Raw genomic sequence first — 17,193 nt, 5'->3', positions numbered from 1 at the left:
GGTCAGCGCGGCTCGGAGATCGTCACGTCGAACGACGCGCCACCGCCGTACAGCAGCAGGAAGCCGACGTAGGCCGCACCGGCCGGGATCGGGGCCGTCTCACCGAACAGCGCGAACCCGCCGGTGAGCGGCTGGCAGTCCTTGTCGTAGGCGTAGGTCAGGAACTCGCCGATCGGGACGCTGCCCTCGTAGGTGACCGCGTGCAGGCCGTCACCGGCGCCCTCGGGCAGCTTCGTGAACCACGCGTCGATGCCGTTGCCCACCGGGACGGCACCGCACGATCCGGTCCAGGTCAGCTCGGTGGCGCCCGGACGGTAGGGGTCCAGGCCCAGCAGGGAGCCCTGGGCGATGTTGCCGACCGCGACCGAGCCCTGGGTGGTGACGGGCTTGTCGGGCTTGGGCTGCTTGGGCTTGATGCCCGTGGCCTTCCCGAAGGCCTGCACCTCGGCGACGATCGCGGTGTTGCCGTACGCCGCGGTGTCGCCGAAGACCTTGTTCGGGACGACCCGGACGAAGTTCGCCTTCGTCTTCTTCTTCAGCTTGAAGGTCTTCATCATCATGTCCGCGACGGTCGGCCGCGGGTCCTTGAAGGAGAACGTCGCGACCTGGGCGGTCTTCCACTTCTTGCCGTCCATGGACGTCTGCACGCTCACCTGCTTCGCGGCGGCGAAGCGCGGCATGCCGACCGGCTTGACGACGCTGACGTTGACGGTGTCGATCACCGACCTCTTGGCCAGCTCCACCACCGTGGTGGCGGGCTTGCCCTCGTTGTAGACGGTGTCGACCTCCTCGGTGCGCCAGGCGGTGGCCTCGGTGTCGTCGAAGGCGTTGGTGGCCGGGAGCGCGTCGCTCTGGCTGGAGGTGCTCACGACCTTGGCGCCCGAGGACTCCGAGAGCAGGTTGGGGCGGAGCTTCACCGTGCGACTGACGGAGCGGCCCTTCGGCACCGTCACCTTCAGGCGCTGGATGCCGAAGCCCGGGGCCTGCAGGGTCAGGGTGTGGGAACCGCCGGCCATCGGCGCGGAGGCCAGGCCCTTGGCGTTGGTCGTCGTGATGGGGGTGGCGCGCCCCTCGAACAGGCCGCCGAGGACGCGCACGCCCTTGACGGGGCCACCGGCGGAGGCGTTGACGACCTCGAGCGTGAGCCTGCCGTTCTGCTTCTTGTCCAGCACGTCGAAGCCGGGCACCGGGTCGGTGTCGGCGCCATCCACGGTGGAGGCCGAGGCACCGAAGCCCCGCTCGGCGAACGCGGCCCAGATGAGGTCGGTGTACTTCTTGCCGTACCGCAGCTCACCGGCGGTGAGGATCGCGTCACGCATGTCCAGCATGCTCGGCGAGGGCGGGCTGATCGGCATCGCGTCCATCACGAGGTGCTGGGCGATGTCGGAGGCCTTGCGGTGGTTGCCACCCACGCTTCGGAGGATGCGGGTGCGCAGTGTCCACAGCGTCGCGGTCCAGATCTCCCCGTCGGAGTGCACCTCCGGGCCGGACAGGTCGTAGCCGTAGTCGCCGTAGGTGGCCGGGCTCTTGGCGTAGTTCCAGTTGCGGATCCCCCGGTCGGGGTCACCGACGTACGGCGCGGTGACCGCCGTCCGGGTCAGGTTGCGACGGAACAGGTCGTTCATCGCGAAGAAGTCGCCCCAGCCCTCGCCCATGGCACCGGACTGCTCCGAGCCGAGCGAGCCCAGACCCCCGCCTCCGACGTAGCGGTTGGTCAGTCCGTGCGCGTACTCGTGCTCGATGATCGAGGCGTCGAAGTCGCCGTCGCGGGCCGGGGCCTCGAAGACGTCGTCCACGAACTCCCACAGGTACATGTTGGTGAAGCCGGGGATGCCGTCGGGCAGGGTCAGCATGTTGGCGTTGTTGCGACCCAGGGGCAGCACCGCCGCGGTGAGGTTGAGGGCACCGGACTGGGCGCCGCCCATGATCGGGTCCCCACCCAGCGGCAGCGCCCCGGAGGACGGGTCGTTGATCAGCTGGAAGTTGCCGCCGGTCTCGGTGAAGCCGAACTCGTAGTACGTGTCGTGGATCCGGTTGTGGTGGTAGAAGAGGTTGGTGGCCGCCGCGTTGGCGTCGGCGACGAACGAGCCGGTCGCGCCGTTGCTGGAGCCCCAGCTGTCGGGGAACTCGTAGTTGAACTCCGACGTCGGGCTGATCGGCCGGTTGTACTGGTCGGCCGCGACCAGCGGGACGGTCCAGGCGATCGCCGCGTTCGCGTTGTTCCCCAGCGTGGTCGGCCCGGGGATGCCCGCGGCGCCGGTCGGGTCGACCCAGCCGCCGGGGCTGGCCTTGGTGGCGTCGAAGCTCTTGACGACCGGCTTGCCGCCCTTCTTGGCGCCCGGGTAGTTCTCGTAGACCGTGCCCTCGGAGTGCTGGACCAGGCTCTTGCGCAGCAGCGGCTTGCCGGTCTGCGCGTCGACGATGACGGCGTACGCCTCGTCCATGCTCTTCACGACCAGGGTCGCGAACGCGGCGCGGCCACCGGCGGCGGTCGGGAAGGCGATCCGGCGGACCCACTGGGTGGAGACCAGGCCGCCGGCCTTGAAGACCTCGTAGCCGCCCTGGGTGTCACCGGTCGGCACGGCCGTCCAGCTCTTCAGGTCGGGGCCGAGGCTGCGGATCGTGCGCTGCAGGGCCTGGCCGGCCGAGAGGTCGAAGGAGCCCTGCAGGCGGGTCGCGCGGACGGGGTCGCCGGCGTAGCTGACGACCCGGCCCTGCTTGTCGATCACCACCGTGAGGATCGCGCCGAAGCCGGAGGTGATGCCACCGAAGGTCTGGACGAAGCTCACGACCCGGGCGTGGATCTTCGGCAGCTCGTGGTCGCGCACGACCTCGAGCGAGTCGATGTCACGGGCGGACAGGCCGAACGCCGCGGCGTGGTCGGCGAGCCAGCCGCGGGCCAGGTCGACCGGCTCCTGGCTGCTCGGGCCCGAGAGGAACCCACCGGGCACCGTGATGCTGCGCGGGGTGCCGGTGCGGTTCCAGGTGACCTTCGCCCCGCGCAGGGCACCGGCCGCACGACGCTGGGCCGCGGTGGGCGCGAGGACGGCGTCGGTGACGCGGCTGTCGAAGGCCAGGTCCTGGTGGAGCTCCCCGCCGAGCGGGAGCAGCATGCTCGCCCGGTCCGAGGTCAGCAGGTCGAGGACCTTGCCGGTCGGGGCGGCGCTGGACTGGGCCGCCTGGGAGAGCGTCGGGGTCGCGACCATGGCAGCGGCGAGGCCGGCCAGCGCGATCTTGCGGGTGAGAGACACGTGAGGCCCTTGGGGTGAGTCGGGTCGTGGCGGCGGCCGGAGGTCCTGGTGAGGACCTGGATCGCACTGTCCTGGCAACGAGGACGCGCCCGCTAAGTCACGCTCTCAGGGGGGCTGTGCACAGATTCACAGGCCCCGTCTCCGCGGGTGTGGGCACCGTCGGTGGCCGGTGCTTGGCTGGGCCCGTGCTGCTCCACGACCTGGTCTCCACCTCCGCCGAGGTCGCCGCGACCCGCTCACGCAAGGCGAAGGTCACGGCCCTCGCGGGCCTGCTCTCCCGCACCCCGCCCGAGGAGGTCGGTCTCGTGGTGTCCTACCTCGGCGGGCGGCTGCGGCAGCGCCGCACCGGGGTGGGCTGGCGCTCGCTCTCGGCCCTGCCGGACCCGGCGGAGGGCCCCACGCTCTCGGTCGTCGAGGTCCACGAGGCGTTCGAGGCGCTGTCGGTGCTGGCGGGGGCCGGGTCGTCCGCTGCGCGGGCCGCCGGCGTCGTCGAGCTGTTCGGGCGCGCCACGGCGACCGAGCAGGAGTGGCTGCGTGGCCTGGTCACGGGCGAGGTGCGCCAGGGGGCGCTCGACGCGGTCGTCCAGGAGGCACTGGCGCAGGCCGGGGGCGTCCCGCTCACCGTCGTACGTCGCGCGGCGATGCTGGCCGGCTCGACCGTGGCGATCGCCGAGACGACGCTGGCCGAGGGCGAGGCGGGGCTGGCGAGGTTCCGTCTCGAGGTGGGTCGGCCGGTGCTGCCGATGCTCGCGTCCTCGGCCACCGACGTCGCCGCCGCCGTCGCGAAGGCCGCCGGCGAGGGCGGGAGTGTCGTCGTGGACGCCAAGCTCGACGGCATCCGGGTGCAGGTGCACCGCGACGGGGACGACGTCCTGGTGGTGACGCGCAGCCTCGACGACATCACCGCGCGCCTGCCCGAGGTCGTGGACGTGGCTCGGTCGCTGCCGGCCGAGCGGTTCGTGCTCGACGGGGAGGCCCTGGCGGTCGGTCCGGACGGGCGCCCGCGGCCCTTCCAGGAGACCTCGTCACGCACCGCCCAGGCGAGCGGAGCGGTGATCAGCCCGTTCTTCTTCGACCTGCTGCACCTCGACGGCGAGGACCTCATGGACTCCCCCGGCCAGGTCCGGGCAGCCGCGCTGGAGCGGCTGGTGCCGACGGCGCACCGGGTGCAGCGACTCGAGACGTCCTCGGTGAAGGAGGCCGAGTCGTTCCTGGCGGCCCAGATCAGCGCCGGGCACGAGGGCGTGGTGGTCAAGAGCCCGTCGGCGGCGTACGACGCGGGCAGGCGGGGTGCGGCGTGGGTGAAGGTGAAGCCGGTGCACACCCTCGACCTCGTGGTGCTCGCCGTGGAGTGGGGCTCGGGGCGTCGCTCCGGGCTGCTGTCGAACATCCACCTCGGCGCCCGCGACGCGGACGGGGACGGGCTGGTGATGCTCGGCAAGACCTTCAAGGGGATGACCGACGAGGTCCTGGCCTGGCAGACCGAGCGCTTCCTCTCCCTCGAGACCCACCGCGAGGGCCACGTCGTCCACGTGCGTCCCGAGCAGGTCGTCGAGATCGCCTTCGACGGCGTCCAGCGCTCGACCCGCTACCCCGGCGGTGTGGCCCTCCGGTTCGCACGCGTCGTCCGCTACCGCGAGGACAAGTCCCCCACCGACGCCGACACCCTCGCCACCGTCCGCGCCCACCTCTCCTCCTGACGCCGAGCCGGCGTATCAATACGCCGGCTCGACCCGTCCTGCTCGCCGAACCGGCGCATTGATACGCCGGCTCGGTGCGAAGAGGTCGGAACAAGGGGACGTGACGTTCCTGTCACAGGCGTGCAACTCCGAGTTGCACGCGCGTATCGTGCAAGGCATGAGCTCGCGCGCCCCCGAGACCGACGGCCGACGCTCCGCCGCCGCGGCCCGTCGCCGCGCCCGGGAGGCGGAGATCCTGCAGGCGACCCGCGCACTCTTCGACGAGCGCGGCGTCCGCGACGCCCAGATCGAGGACATCGCCAAGGCCGTCGGCATCAACCGGGCCATCGTCTACCGCCACTTCAGCGGCAAGGAGGAGCTCTTCGCCCTCACGCTGGTCGGCTACCTCGAGGAGATGCGCGGCGCGCTGGAGACCGCCTCCGCGGCCGGCGGCCCCGCCGACGAGCGGCTGGCCCGCATCGTCGGCGCCTTCGTCGACTACGCCCTGGCCCACCCCGCGTTCGTGGACTGCGCCCAGGCGCTGATGCGCCGCTCGGGCCCCGAGCTGCTCGACGAGATCTCCGAGAGCGCGCTCTTCCGGCTCGGGCGCGGCATCTCCGGGTGCCTGTCCATCCTGTCCGGCGCCCTCGAGGACGGCGTCCGGGCCGGCGACTTCACCGTCTCCGACCCCACCCTGCTCGCGAACACGCTCTACGCCAGCGGCCTCGGCGCCCTCCAGCTCGCCCGCGTCGGCATCCTGGTCAAGGAGGCCGCCCCCGGCGTCCCCACCGTCGGCGAGATCTCCCACGACCAGGTCCGCGACTACCTCGTCGTCTCCGCGCTCGCGCTCGCCCGCGGCGGCGGCCGCGCCTGACCCTGCTCCGTCCTTGGGACGTCATACGTCCCGCACCAGCGGACGTCCCGTCCGTATGACGTCACACGGCCCCGCCTCCACGCAGGAGACGGGGCCGAGGAGACGGGGCCGAGGAGACGGGGCCGCGGTGACGGGGTGGGTCAGGGGCGCTCGATGATGGCGGTGACGCCCTGGCCGCCGGCGGCGCACACGGAGATGACGCCCTTGCCGGAGCCCTTCTGCGCCAGCAGCTTGGCCAGCACCGGGATGATCCGGCCGCCGGTCGCGGCGAACGGGTGGCCCGCGGCGAGCGAGGAGCCGTTGACGTTGAGCTTGCTGCGGTCGATGGAGCCCAGCGGCGCGTCCAGGCCCAGGCGCTCCTTGCAGAACACCGGGTCCTCCCAGGCGGCCAGGGTGGAGAGCACCTGCGAGGCGAAGGCCTCGTGGATCTCGTAGTAGTCGAAGTCCTGCAGCGACAGGCCGGCGCGGGTCAGCATCCGGGCCATGGCGTACGCCGGAGCCATGAGCAGGCCCTCGCCGCCGTGGACGTAGTCGACCGCGGCCGTCTCGTACTCGGTGAGGTAGGCCAGCACGGGCAGGCCGCGCTCCTCGGCCCACTCCTCCGAGGCGAGCAGCACCACGGAGGCGCCGTCGGTCAGCGGGGTGGAGTTGGCGGCCGTCATGGTGGCCGCCTCGCCCTTGCCGAACACCGGCTTGAGCTTGGCGAGCTTCTCGACCGAGGAGTCCGGGCGCAGGTTGGAGTCGCGCTCCAGCCCGCGGAACGGGGTGATCTGGTCGTCGAGGAAGCCGGCGTCGTACGCCGCCCCGAGCTTCTGGTGCGAGGCGGCGGCGAGCTCGTCCTGGGCCTCCCGGCTGATCTGCCACTCCAGGGCGGTGAGGGCGGCGTGCTCCCCCATCGACAGGCCGGTGCGCGGCTCGCCGTTCTGGGGGATGGCCAGGCCGATGTCGCCGGGGCGGATGGCGCCGAGCGCGGCGATCTTGCCCTTGGTGTCGCGGGCGGCGTTGACCTTGAGCAGCTTCTTGCGCAGCTTCTCGCTGATGGCGACCGGGGCGTCGGAGGTGGTGTCGCTGCCACCGGCGATGCCGACCTCGATCTGGCCCAGCGCGATCTTGTTGGCGACCTGGATCGCCGCCTGCAGGCCGGTGCCGCAGGCCTGCTGGATGTCGGTCGCGGGGGTCTCGGGCGCCAGCTTGGAGCCCAGCACCGCCTCGCGGGTCAGGTTGAAGTCGCGGGAGTGCTTGAGCACGGCACCGGCGACGACCTCGCCCACCGCCTCACCGGCCAGGCCGAAACGGTCGACGAGCCCGTCGATGGCCGCGGTCAGCATCTCCTGGTTGGAGGCCGTGGCGTAGTGGGTGTTGGAGCGGGCGAAGGGGATCCGGTTGCCGCCGATGATGGCGACACGACGAGTCTGGGTCTGCATGCCCCCATCCTTGCGCCCAAGCCGCCCGGGGAGAAGGCTGTGAGTGGCACGTCACGAAATGTGGACACTGAGTTACACGTCTAGTTACATGCTGCTGGCCACCATGGCCACCGCTGGCCCCTGGCCGCACCCGATGGGCTGAGAAGTCGACACGACGGAGGAACCGCGCGCACATGAGCGACAAGTACCAGAGCTTCACCCAGTCCCCGCTGGGCAAGATCCTCGTCAAGAACCTCGGGCTCCCCGCCCCCACGCCGCTCGAGCGCTACACCGCCGGCGACCCGCTCGTGGACGGCACCGTGGTCGTGGGCGGCACCGGCCGCCTGGCCGAGTCGCTGCCCGGCCTGCTCGACACCGTCGGCATCGCCAGCACCGCGGTGACCGAGGACGGCCAGAAGTACAAGGGCCTGGTCTTCGACGCCACCGGCCTGAGCTCTGCCGACCAGCTCGTCGCCCTCCAGCAGTTCTTCACCCCGCTGATGCGCAGCCTGGCCTCGTGCCCGCGCGTCGTGGTCATCGGCACCCCGCCGGAGCAGTGCAGCGGCTCCGAGCGCGTCGCCCAGCGCGCGCTCGAGGGCTTCACCCGCAGCCTCGGCAAGGAGATCGGCCGTGGCGGCACCTCGCAGCTGGTCTACGTCGCCGAGGGCGCCGAGGCCGCGGCCACCAGCACGCTGGCCTTCCTGCTCTCCCCCAAGTCCGCCTACGTCTCCGGCCAGGTCGTGCGCATCGGTGCCACCGGTACGACGAAGGCCGCTGCGGTCGCCGACTGGCAGCAGCCGTTGGCCGGCAAGGTCGCCCTGGTGACCGGCGCCAGCCGCGGCATCGGCGAGCAGATCGCCCGCGTCCTGCACCGTGACGGCGCGACCGTCGTCGGTGTCGACGTGCCGCAGGCCGCCAACGAGCTGCAGGCGCTGATGAAGGAGCTCGACGGCGACTGGCTGACCCTCGACATCACCGCGAAGGACGCCCCGCAGCGCATCGCCCACCACCTCTCCACCAAGCACGGTGGCGTCGACGTGGTCGTCCACAACGCCGGCATCACCCGCGACAAGAAGCTCGCCAACATGGGCGAGGACCGCTGGGAGTCCGTGATCGCGGTGAACCTCACCGCGCCGGAGAAGATCACCCGCGAGCTGCTCGCGCAGAAGGTCGTCAACAAGGGCGGCTCGATCGTCGGCGTCGCGAGCATCGCCGGCATCGCCGGCAACGTCGGCCAGACCAACTACGCCGCCTCGAAGGCCGGCGTCATCGGGTTCGTGGACTCCCTCAAGGACGAGCTGAAGGACGGCATCACGATCAACGCCGTCGCGCCCGGCTTCATCATCACCGCGATGACCGCGGCGGTCCCGCTGGCCACCCGCGAGGTCGGCCAGCGCCTCAACGCGATGTCGCAGGGTGGTCTGCCCGTCGACGTCGCCGAGACCATCGCCTGGTTCGCCTCGCCCGGCTCGACCGCCGTCAACGGCAACGTGGTGCGGGTCTGCGGCCAGATGATGCTGGGGGCCTGAGGTGACCACCGCGTCGTCCGCCACCACGTCCCACGACGGCTCTGCCGGTCTCGGCGCGCTGCTGCGCGCGGCGCTGCCGAGCATCCCGGTGGTCGGCTCGCTGCCCGGCGTACGCAAGGCGTCGGCGGACGGCTTCGGCGGGCTCTCCTACGACCGCCCCCCGGTGACGGTGGACGGCGAGCACGTCCACGCGTACGCCGAGGTCTGCGGCTTCCCGCACAAGGACACCGTGCCGCTGACCTACCCGCACATGCTGGCCTTCGGCCTGCACATGGCGATCATGACCGACCCGGCCTTCCCGGCCCCGGCGATCGGCACCGTGCACCTGGAGAACTCCGTCACCCGCTACCGGCAGATCAGCATCGGCGACACCCTGCAGGTCTCGGCGAGCGTCTCCCCCTCGCGTCCCCACGCCAAGGGGAGGGTCTTCGACTTCACCACCGCGATCACCGACGGCGACGGCACCCCGGTGTGGGAGAGCACCAGCTCCTACCTGCGGCGCGGTACGGGGGACTCCGACGCCCCGGCCGGCCTCGAGATCCCGACCACGCCGTCCAACGGCGTGGTCTGGAAGCTCCCCGCCGACCTGGGTCGTCGCTACGCCGCGGTCTCCGGCGACCACAACCCGATCCACCTCTACCCCGTCACCGCGAAGGCACTGGGCTTCCCCCGGCAGATCGCGCACGGCATGTGGAGCCTGGCCCGGTGCGTGGCGGCCCTGGAGAATCGGCTGCCCGAGGCGGTCACCGTCGACGTCGCGTTCAAGAAGCCGATCCTGCTGCCCGGCAAGGTCGCCTTCGGCTCCGAGCGGTACGACGACGGCTACCTGTTCTCGCTGACCGACCCTCGCTCGTCGGCCCCGCACCTCGTGGGGCGCGCGGCCGCGCACTGAGCCTCACCGCTCGACCCTCCCCGCTCGAACCTCAGCGGGGCCGGCCGAACCTCCGGGCAGCTGTGCTCTCGCGGGCCGCGGTGGCCGAGGCGGCGCGACGCTCGGAGAAGGTGGCCGTGGCGGGCTTCCACACGCCCACCTCGGTGGTGGCGTTGCCGTCCCAGTCACCAGCCACCGGGAGGTCACCGGGGTCGCCGAACTGGACCTGGGCGGTCCACACGAGACCGTCCCCGTCCTCGCGGCGCAGCGTGAACGTCGCCGTGGACTGGTCGAAGACCCCCAGGTCGGTGCGCCCGTCGCCGTCCCAGTCGCCGGTGACCGGGATGTCGCCGGCGCCGCCGAGCGTCACCGTGCGCAGGGAGCCGTCGGCGCCGCGCAACCGCCAGGTGCCGCTGGCCGGGCTGCGGACCCCGACCTCCCACCGGCCGTCGCCGTCCCAGTCCCCAGCCACGGGCTGGTCGGAGGCGGTGCCGAGCGCGACCCGGGCGGTCGACTGCTTGCCGACGCGGAGGGTGAAGACCCCGGTCTCCGGTGTCCAGACCCCCAGGTTGGCCTTGCCGTTGCCGTCCCAGTCGCCGAGCACCGGCTCGTCGGTGGCCGTGCCCAGGCGCATCCGCTTGGGCGCCTTCCCGGCCCGCTGGACGAGGAACTGCGAGCGGGTCGCCCGCCGGTAGACCACGAGCTCGGCGGCCGGCTTGCCGATCATGTTCGCCGCCAGTGGCACGTCGACGCAGTTGGCCGAGCGCTGGGTGGAGCCGTAGACGAAGGCGGCCCCGTCGAACCACGCCTCGACGTCCTGGCCGTCGAGGCGCTGCTCGTAGTGCAGGTGCGGGCCGGTGGAGTTGCCCGTGGACCCGACCGTGCCGAGCTGCGCGGCCTGGTCGACGCGCTGACCCACGACCACGTGGACCTCGTCGAGGTGGGCGTAGACCGTGCTCTCGCCGTCACCGTGGTCGACCACCACGTGGTGCCCGTACCCGCGGGCCGAGGTCGCGTCCGCCGTCCTCACCACACCCGGGGCCGAGGCCACGACCGGGTCGCCGTCGTCGTCGGCGCGGTTCCAGTCGATCGACCGGGGGCTGGGGCTGTGGCTGGAGCGGGTGGTCCCCTTCCACTCCTGGCCGCACGGGAAGGGCATGTCGTAGTCGGTGACCGGCTGCGCCCAGGCACCGGCCGGCACCCCGACGAGCACCACGGCGCCCAGCAGCGCTCCTGCACCCAGCGTCCGCAGCCGCGCCACGGGCCCTCCTGTCGACAGGGGCGGACCCGGTCACACCCACCTCAGGAGGGCACAGCCGCCACTTTCGTCACAAAAGTAACGACCTGCGGCGTGTCTGTCACGAATTACATCTTTGTTGTGCTAATCGCGGGGTCGAATCAGGCCCTCCTGGGCCACCGTGGCGACCAGGGTGCCGTCCTCGGTGAAGACCCGGCCGATGGCCAGGCCGCGCGCGGACTGGGCCGAGGGCGACCACTGGTCGTAGAGCCACCAGCGGTCGGCGCGAAAGGGGCGGTGGAACCAGATGGTGTGGTCCAGCGAGGCCATCTGGGTCTTGTGCGGGGCCACCGGGTGGGCGGCCAGGGTCGCCCCCAGCAGCGAGACGTCGGAGGCGAAGGTGAAGGCTGCGACGTGGGCGACGGGATCCTCCCCCAGGTCGCCGTTGACCTTGGCCCACATCCGCGCCCGCGAGGGGTGCACCGGGTCGGGCTCGAGACCGTGCTTGGAGCTGCCCACCCAGCGCACGTCCAGCGCCGCCCACTCACGCCCGAGCGCCTCGGCGTCGCTGTTGCCGCGGACGGTCATCAGCTCGACGAGGTCCAGGCCCTCCTCGGGGCGGATCACCGAGGGCATCGCGTCCTGGTGGCTGAAGCCCTCCTCCTCGCGCTGGAAGTTCGCGGTCAGGAAGTAGATCGGCCGGCCGTGCTGGCGCGCGGCCACGCGACGGGTCAGGAACGAGCGACCGTCCCGGATCCGCTCGACGTCGTAGACGATCGGGATGCTCGGGTTCCCGGGGAGCAGGAAGTAGGAGTGCAGCGAGTGCACGCCGAACTCCTGCGGGACGGTCCGGATGCCCGCGCACAGCGCCTGCGCGGCGACCTGGCCGCCGAAGACCCGCCCGCGCGGCGTGTGCACGTTGCTGCCGCGGTAGAGGTCCTGGTCGATGGTCTCGAGGTCGAGCAGCTCGAGGAGCTCGTCGACCGCGCCCTGGTCGGGCCCGCGCAGCGGCGTCGGCTCGGGGACCTCCATCACGAGCCCTCGCCGGCGGCCCGCGAGGGGCGGGTACGCCGCAGCAGGGCCTCCTGGGCCGTCGAGCCCACGAGCCGGCCGTCCTCGGTGAAGACCCGTGAGTTGATCAGCGCCCGTCCCCCGGTGGCCCGGGGGGCGTGCTGGTCGTAGAGCCACCACCGGTCGGCACGGAACGCCTCGTGGAACCACACGGCGTGGTCGAGCGAGGCGATCATGATGTCCGGTCCGCCGAGCCGGTAGCCGTGCGGGGCGAGCGCCGCGCCGGCCAGGGTCATGTCCGAGGCGTAGGCGAACGCGGCCGCGTGCACCAGCGGGTCGTCGGGCAGGTCGCCGTCGATCTTCAGCCAGAACCGCTGACGACCCGGCCGCTGCGGGTCCTCGGGCAGCAGGTCGGCCGAGGAGCCGACGTACCGCATCGAGATGGCTGCCCACTCCGAGAGCTCGTCGCCGCGACCGGCCTGCGGGTCGAAGCAGTCCTCGGGCGCAGGGACGTCGTCGGGGAAGGCGTCCTGGTGCTCCAGCCCCTCCTCCGGCTTCTGGAAGTCGGTCGTCATCACGAAGATCGGTCGGCCGTGCTGGCGGGCCAGCACCCGGCGGGTGGCGAAGGAGCGACCGCTGCGCAGCTCCTCCACGTCGTAGACGATCGGGGCGCCGGTGTCGCCGGGCTGGAGGAAGTAGGAGTGCAGCGAGTGCACCACGTAGGCCGGGTCGGTCGTCCGCGAGGCCGCCACCAGGGCCTGCGCTGCGACCTGCCCGCCGAAGACGCGGGGCAGCACCGAGGCCTGCTGGGCACCGCGGAAGAGGTTGTCGTCGATCGTCTCGAGGTCCAGGAGCGAGAGCAGCTCGCCCACGTCGCGCGGCACTCAGGCACCACCGTTCCGGTCGTCGGGGTCACCGGGCTCGTCGAGGCCGGCCAGGAACTGCTCGAACTGCTGACCGATCTCCTCGCCGGTCGGCAGGGGCTCGTCGGGCGCCAGCAGCGAGGCACCGCTCTCCTCGGCCCGCTCGAAGGCGTCGTACTGCCTCTCCAGGGCGGCCACGACGTCGGCGACGTCCTCGTGCTCGGCGAGGTACGTCGCGATCTCGGCCTCCCGGTCCTCCGCCTCGGCCCGCAGGCCGGACAGGTCGACCGTCAACCGCCCGGCGAGCTCGACCTGCTCCAGCAGGGCGGTCGAGGCCTGGGGGTAGGACAGCTGGGCCAGGTAGTGCGGGATGTGGGCCACGAAGCCCTGCATCGGGTGCTCCCACTCCCCCATCCGGATCTCCAGGAGCGCCTGGGCGCTGCTGGGCACGCGCAGCTCACCGCGCCACGGCGAGACGCCGATGAGGAGCTCGGGGTCGTTGGCGTGGTGGGTGAGGGCGATCGGGCGGGTGTGCGGCACGGCCATCGGCACCGAGCCCATCGAGACGGTGCGGGTGACGCCGAACCGCTCCACGACCTCGCGCACGGCGCGGGCGAAGGCCTCCCAGCGGATGTCGGGCTCGGGCCCCTGCAGCAGCAGGTACGGCGTGCCGCCGGTGTCGTGGAGCAGCCGCACGACCAGCCGGGGCGCGTCGTAGTCCTGGTAGCGGTCGACCACGAACGAGACCGCCGGCCGGCGCGCGCGGTAGTCGTGCAGCTCGTCGACCTCGAAGGTGGCCACGACCCGCCCGGCGCCGGGGCCGGTGTCGTCGAGGTCGACCAGGTGCTGGGCGGCACGCGCGGCCGCGCTGCCGGCGTCGAGGAAGCCGTCGAGGACCACCACCATGGTCAGCGACTCGGGTCGCTGCGGGCCGTCGAGCTCGGGCACGTCGTCGACGATGTGCACCAGGCGGTTGTCGGCCACGGCGGGTCCACTCTCCTCAGGTCTCGGGGTCCGGTCGCCGGGCTCGTGCCCGAAGGATCGCTCGGTGTGGGCAAGCCCGGAGCCGCCCACGATATTCCCGCCGCTCCCCCGGGCGCACCGACCCGTCCACCCAATCATTACCCGCCGGTAGTACCGACAGGTAACATCGGCTCGTCCAGAGCACCCACCTCCAGGAGACCCCGTGCCCCGACAGCTGCGAGAGGTCGTCTTCGTCGACGGCGTGCGCACCCCCTTCGGCAAGGCCAAGGGCCAGTACGCCGAGACCCGCGCCGACGACCTCGTCATCAAGTGCATCCGCGAGCTCATGCGCCGCAACCCCGGCCTCCCGCCCGAGCGGGTCGACGAGGTCGCGATCGCCGCCACCACCCAGATCGGCGACCAGGGCCTGACCATCGGCCGCACCGCCGCCCTGCTCTCCGGGCTGCCCCAGTCGGTGCCCGGCTACGCGATCGACCGCATGTGCGCCGGCGCGATGACCGCGGTCACCACGACCGCGGGCGGCATCGCCTTCGGCTCCTACGACGTGGCCATCGCCGGCGGCGTCGAGCACATGGGCCGCCACCCGATGGGCGAGGGCGTGGACCCGAACCCGCGCATCCTCTCCGAGCGCGTGGTCAACCCCGACGCGCTCGTGATGGGCAAGACCGCGGAGAACCTCCACGACCGCTACCCCACGATCACCAAGGAGCGCGTCGACGCCTACGCCGTGCGCTCGCAGCAGAAGACCGCGGCCGCCTACGAGGCCGGCGCGATCCAGCCCGACCTGGTGCCGGTCGCCACCCGCTCCGCGGAGCAGGGCTGGGGTCTGGCCACGACCGACGAGCCGATGCGTCCGCAGACGACGATGGAGAGCCTGGCCGGCCTCAAGACCCCGTTCCGGGCCGCCGGCAAGGTGACCGCCGGCAACGCCGCGGGCATCAACGACGGCGCGACCGCCGCCCTCCTGGCCGAGGAGGAGACCGCCAAGGAGCTCGGGCTGCCGATCAGGATGCGCCTGGTGTCGTACTCCTTCGTCGGCGTCGAGCCCGAGGTCATGGGTGCCGGCCCGATCCCGGCCACCGAGAAGGCCCTGAAGCAGGCCGGCCTCACCATCGACGACATCGAGGCCTTCGAGGTCAACGAGGCCTTCGCCGTGCAGGTGCTGGCCTTCCTCGAGCACTTCGGCATCGCCGACGACGACGCCCGGGTCAACCCCTACGGCGGCGCCATCGCCATGGGCCACCCGCTGGCCTCCTCCGGGGTGCGGCTGATGACCCAGCTGGCGCGCCAGTTCGAGGAGCGCCCGGAGGTCCGCTACGGCCTGACCACCATGTGCATCGGCATCGGCATGGGCGGCACGGTCATCTGGGAGAACCCGCACTGGAACGGTGCCGACGCGAAGCAGGAGAACACGAAGTGAGCGACATCAGCACCCTCCTCGAGAGGGCCCAGGCCATCTCCTCCGACGCCGAGCGCGTCACCGAGGCCAAGCTCCGCAAGGTCGCCCTCCCCGGCGGCGCCGGTGTCGTCGGCCTGATCACCCTCGACAACGGCGAGGACCACACCAAGCCCAACACCTTCGGGCCCCGGGGCCTGATCAGCCTCAACACCGCCATCGACGCGGCCCTGGCCGACGACGAGGTGACCGCGCTGGCCGTCACCGGCAAGCCGTTCATCCTGGCCGCCGGCGCCGACCTGACCTCCATCGCCGGCGGCGGCCCCGACGCCGTGCGCGTGGTGGCCGAGCTCGGCCACGCGGTCTTCCGCAAGCTCGGCGACGGCGCCAAGCCCTCCTTCGGCTTCGTCAACGGCCTGGCCCTGGGTGGCGGTCTCGAGGTGGCGCTGCACTGCACCTACCGCACCGTCGTGGACTCCGCGCCCGCCCTCGGCCTGCCCGAGGTCATGCTCGGCCTCGTCCCCGGCTGGGGCGGCGCGTTCCTCGTGCCGAACCTCGTCGGCGCCGACACCGCGGTCACGCTGATCGTCGAGAACCCGCTCAACAACGGCAAGACCGTCGGCGGCCAGCAGGCCTTCGAGCTCGGCCTGGCCGACGCGGCCTTCTCCGGCGCGGACTTCCTGGAGCAGTCGCTGCTGTGGGCCGGTGACGTGCTGACCGGCAAGGTCACCGTCGAGCGGCCCGAGGTCGACCGCGGCGAGGCGTGGGACACCGCAGTACGCCGTGCCGAGCAGGTCGCCCTGGCCCGCACCGGCGGCGCCAGCCCGGCGGCCGCCAAGGCCGTCGAGCTGATCGCGGCCGCCAAGGACGGCGACCGCGACGCCGGCTTCGCCCGCGAGGACGACGCCCTGCACGCGCTGTCGCAGACCCCCGAGCTGCTGGCCAGCCTCTACTCCTTCGACCTGGTGCAGAAGCGGGCCAAGCGCCCCGCCGGTGCTCCCGACAGGTCGCTGGCCCGCCCGGTGACCAAGGTCGGCATCGTCGGCGCCGGCCTGATGGCCAGCCAGATGGCGCTGCTGTTCGTGCGCCGCCTCGAGGTGCCGGTCGTGCTGACCGACCTCGACCAGGAGCGCGTCGACAAGGGCGTGGGCTACGTCCACGCCGAGATCGACAAGCTGCTGGCCAAGGGCCGGATCAACCAGGACAAGGCCAACCGGCACAAGGCGCTGGTCTCCGGGTCGGTCGACAAGGCCGAGGGCTTCGCCGGGGCGGACTTCGTCATCGAGGCCGTCTTCGAGGAGATGGGCGTCAAGAAGTCCGTCTTCGCCGACGTCGAGAAGGTCGTCAGCGCCGAGTGCGTGCTGGCCACCAACACCTCCTCGCTGTCCATCACCGAGATGGCCGCCGACCTCCAGCACCCCGAGCGGGTCGTCGGCTTCCACTTCTTCAACCCCGTCGCCGTGATGCCGCTGCTGGAGATCGTCCAGGGCGAGCGGACCGACGACGCCACGCTGGCCACCGCCTTCGGCACCGGCAAGGCGCTGAAGAAGACCACCATCCTGGTCCAGGACAGCCCGTCGTTCATCGTCAACCGGCTGCTCGGTCGCTTCATGTCCGAGGTCAGCAGGATCCTCGACGAGGGCACCCCGATCGACGTCGTGGACGGTGCGTTCGCCGGTGTCGCGCCGATGCCGCCGTTCACGCTCATCGCGCTGGTGGGCCCGGCGATCGCGCTGCACAACACCGAGACGCTGGCCGCGGCCTTCCCGGACCGCTTCTACGTCTCCCCCGCCCTCGAGCGGGTCGTGGCGGCGAAGAAGGGGGCCTACTTCGCCCCCGACGGGTCCCTGGACCCCGAGGTCGAGGCGCTGCTGGAGAAGCCGGCCGAGCCGAAGGTCCTGGCGAAGGACGAGGTGCGCCGCACGGTGCTCACCGGCCTGGCCCAGGAGGCCCGGCTGATGCTCGACGAGGGCGTCGTCGCCGCGGCCGAGGACCTCGACCTGGCGATGATCACCGGCGCCGGGTTCGCCTTCTGGAACGGCGGCCTGACCATGCTCCTGGAGCGCGAGGGCCTGGGCTCGTTCCACTGAGCGCG

General features: G+C 72.1%; 12 protein-coding genes. 6 read left to right on the top strand and 6 right to left on the bottom strand.

Annotated features, from left to right (window positions below; genetic code table 11):
• Positions 1-2 precede the first annotated feature (2 nt).
• Positions 3-3,251 (bottom strand): M36 family metallopeptidase, encoded by a 3,249-nt coding sequence (locus BKA05_RS08065; RefSeq protein WP_179530976.1) that lies wholly within the window; start codon positions 3,249-3,251, stop codon positions 3-5.
• A gap of 185 nt (positions 3,252-3,436) precedes the next feature.
• Here BKA05_RS08065 and BKA05_RS08060 point away from each other — a divergent pair, with 185 nt between their 5' ends.
• Positions 3,437-4,951 carry an ATP-dependent DNA ligase gene (locus BKA05_RS08060; RefSeq protein ID WP_179530975.1) on the top strand — a complete coding sequence of 505 codons (1,515 nt, stop codon included), beginning with the start codon at positions 3,437-3,439 and terminating at the stop codon, positions 4,949-4,951.
• A gap of 157 nt (positions 4,952-5,108) precedes the next feature.
• Positions 5,109-5,804: a TetR/AcrR family transcriptional regulator gene (locus BKA05_RS08055; RefSeq protein ID WP_179530974.1), complete on the top strand. Its 696-nt coding sequence runs from the start codon at positions 5,109-5,111 to the stop codon at positions 5,802-5,804.
• 140 nt (positions 5,805-5,944) lie between these two features.
• Here BKA05_RS08055 and BKA05_RS08050 read toward each other — a convergent pair whose 3' ends face one another.
• On the bottom strand, positions 5,945-7,228 hold the full coding sequence (locus BKA05_RS08050) for an acetyl-CoA C-acetyltransferase (RefSeq protein ID WP_179530973.1): 1,284 nt from the start codon (positions 7,226-7,228) through the stop codon (positions 5,945-5,947).
• Between the two features lie 173 nt (positions 7,229-7,401).
• On the opposite strand from BKA05_RS08050, the gene BKA05_RS08045 reads away from it, so the two are divergent.
• Entirely contained in the window at positions 7,402-8,736 is a 1,335-nt protein-coding gene (locus BKA05_RS08045) for a 3-oxoacyl-ACP reductase (protein ID WP_179530972.1), read from the top strand.
• A gap of 1 nt (position 8,737) precedes the next feature.
• Positions 8,738-9,628 (top strand): MaoC/PaaZ C-terminal domain-containing protein, encoded by an 891-nt coding sequence (locus BKA05_RS08040; RefSeq protein WP_179530971.1) that lies wholly within the window; start codon positions 8,738-8,740, stop codon positions 9,626-9,628.
• Positions 9,629-9,659: 31 nt separating this feature from the next.
• Here BKA05_RS08040 and BKA05_RS08035 read toward each other — a convergent pair whose 3' ends face one another.
• The 4 genes from BKA05_RS08035 to BKA05_RS08020 all read right to left on the bottom strand — a co-directional run bounded on the left by BKA05_RS08035 (position 9,660) and on the right by BKA05_RS08020 (position 13,702).
• Positions 9,660-10,868, bottom strand: coding sequence for a peptidoglycan DD-metalloendopeptidase family protein (locus BKA05_RS08035; protein ID WP_179530970.1), 1,209 nt, complete (start codon positions 10,866-10,868; stop codon positions 9,660-9,662).
• 120 nt (positions 10,869-10,988) lie between these two features.
• Positions 10,989-11,876, bottom strand: a complete 888-nt coding sequence (locus BKA05_RS08030) for an acyl-CoA thioesterase (RefSeq protein ID WP_179530969.1) — start codon at positions 11,874-11,876, stop codon at positions 10,989-10,991.
• Positions 11,876-12,739 (bottom strand): acyl-CoA thioesterase domain-containing protein, encoded by an 864-nt coding sequence (locus BKA05_RS08025; RefSeq protein WP_179530968.1) that lies wholly within the window; start codon positions 12,737-12,739, stop codon positions 11,876-11,878. Before BKA05_RS08025 ends, BKA05_RS08030 begins: the two co-directional genes overlap by 1 nt.
• Positions 12,740-13,702, bottom strand: coding sequence for a PAC2 family protein (locus tag BKA05_RS08020; protein WP_179530967.1), 963 nt, complete (start codon positions 13,700-13,702; stop codon positions 12,740-12,742).
• Between the two features lie 202 nt (positions 13,703-13,904).
• Here BKA05_RS08020 and BKA05_RS08015 point away from each other — a divergent pair, with 202 nt between their 5' ends.
• Both BKA05_RS08015 and BKA05_RS08010 read left to right on the top strand, forming a co-directional pair.
• Entirely contained in the window at positions 13,905-15,122 is a 1,218-nt protein-coding gene (locus tag BKA05_RS08015) for an acetyl-CoA C-acyltransferase (protein ID WP_179530966.1), read from the top strand.
• On the top strand, positions 15,119-17,188 hold the full coding sequence (locus BKA05_RS08010) for a 3-hydroxyacyl-CoA dehydrogenase NAD-binding domain-containing protein (protein ID WP_179530965.1): 2,070 nt from the start codon (positions 15,119-15,121) through the stop codon (positions 17,186-17,188). Before BKA05_RS08015 ends, BKA05_RS08010 begins: the two co-directional genes overlap by 4 nt.
• Positions 17,189-17,193: the final 5 nt, after the last annotated feature.

This window comes from Nocardioides marinus (assembly GCF_013408145.1).
GTDB classification, from domain to species: domain Bacteria; phylum Actinomycetota; class Actinomycetes; order Propionibacteriales; family Nocardioidaceae; genus Nocardioides; species Nocardioides marinus.
The sequence above is the reverse complement of the archived record's forward strand: the minus strand, read 5'-3'. Positions and strand labels throughout refer to the sequence as shown.

Excerpts from the sequence above, each read along its gene's own strand:
- BKA05_RS08030 (WP_179530969.1), bottom strand. The coding sequence starts at position 11,876 with ATGGAGGTCCCCGAGCCGACGCCGCTGCGCGGGCCCGACCAGGGCGCG.
- BKA05_RS08050 (WP_179530973.1), bottom strand. The coding sequence starts at position 7,228 with ATGCAGACCCAGACTCGTCGTGTCGCCATCATCGGCGGCAACCGGATC.
- BKA05_RS08045 (WP_179530972.1), top strand. The coding sequence starts at position 7,402 with ATGAGCGACAAGTACCAGAGCTTCACCCAGTCCCCGCTGGGCAAGATC.
- BKA05_RS08055 (WP_179530974.1), top strand. The coding sequence starts at position 5,109 with ATGAGCTCGCGCGCCCCCGAGACCGACGGCCGACGCTCCGCCGCCGCG.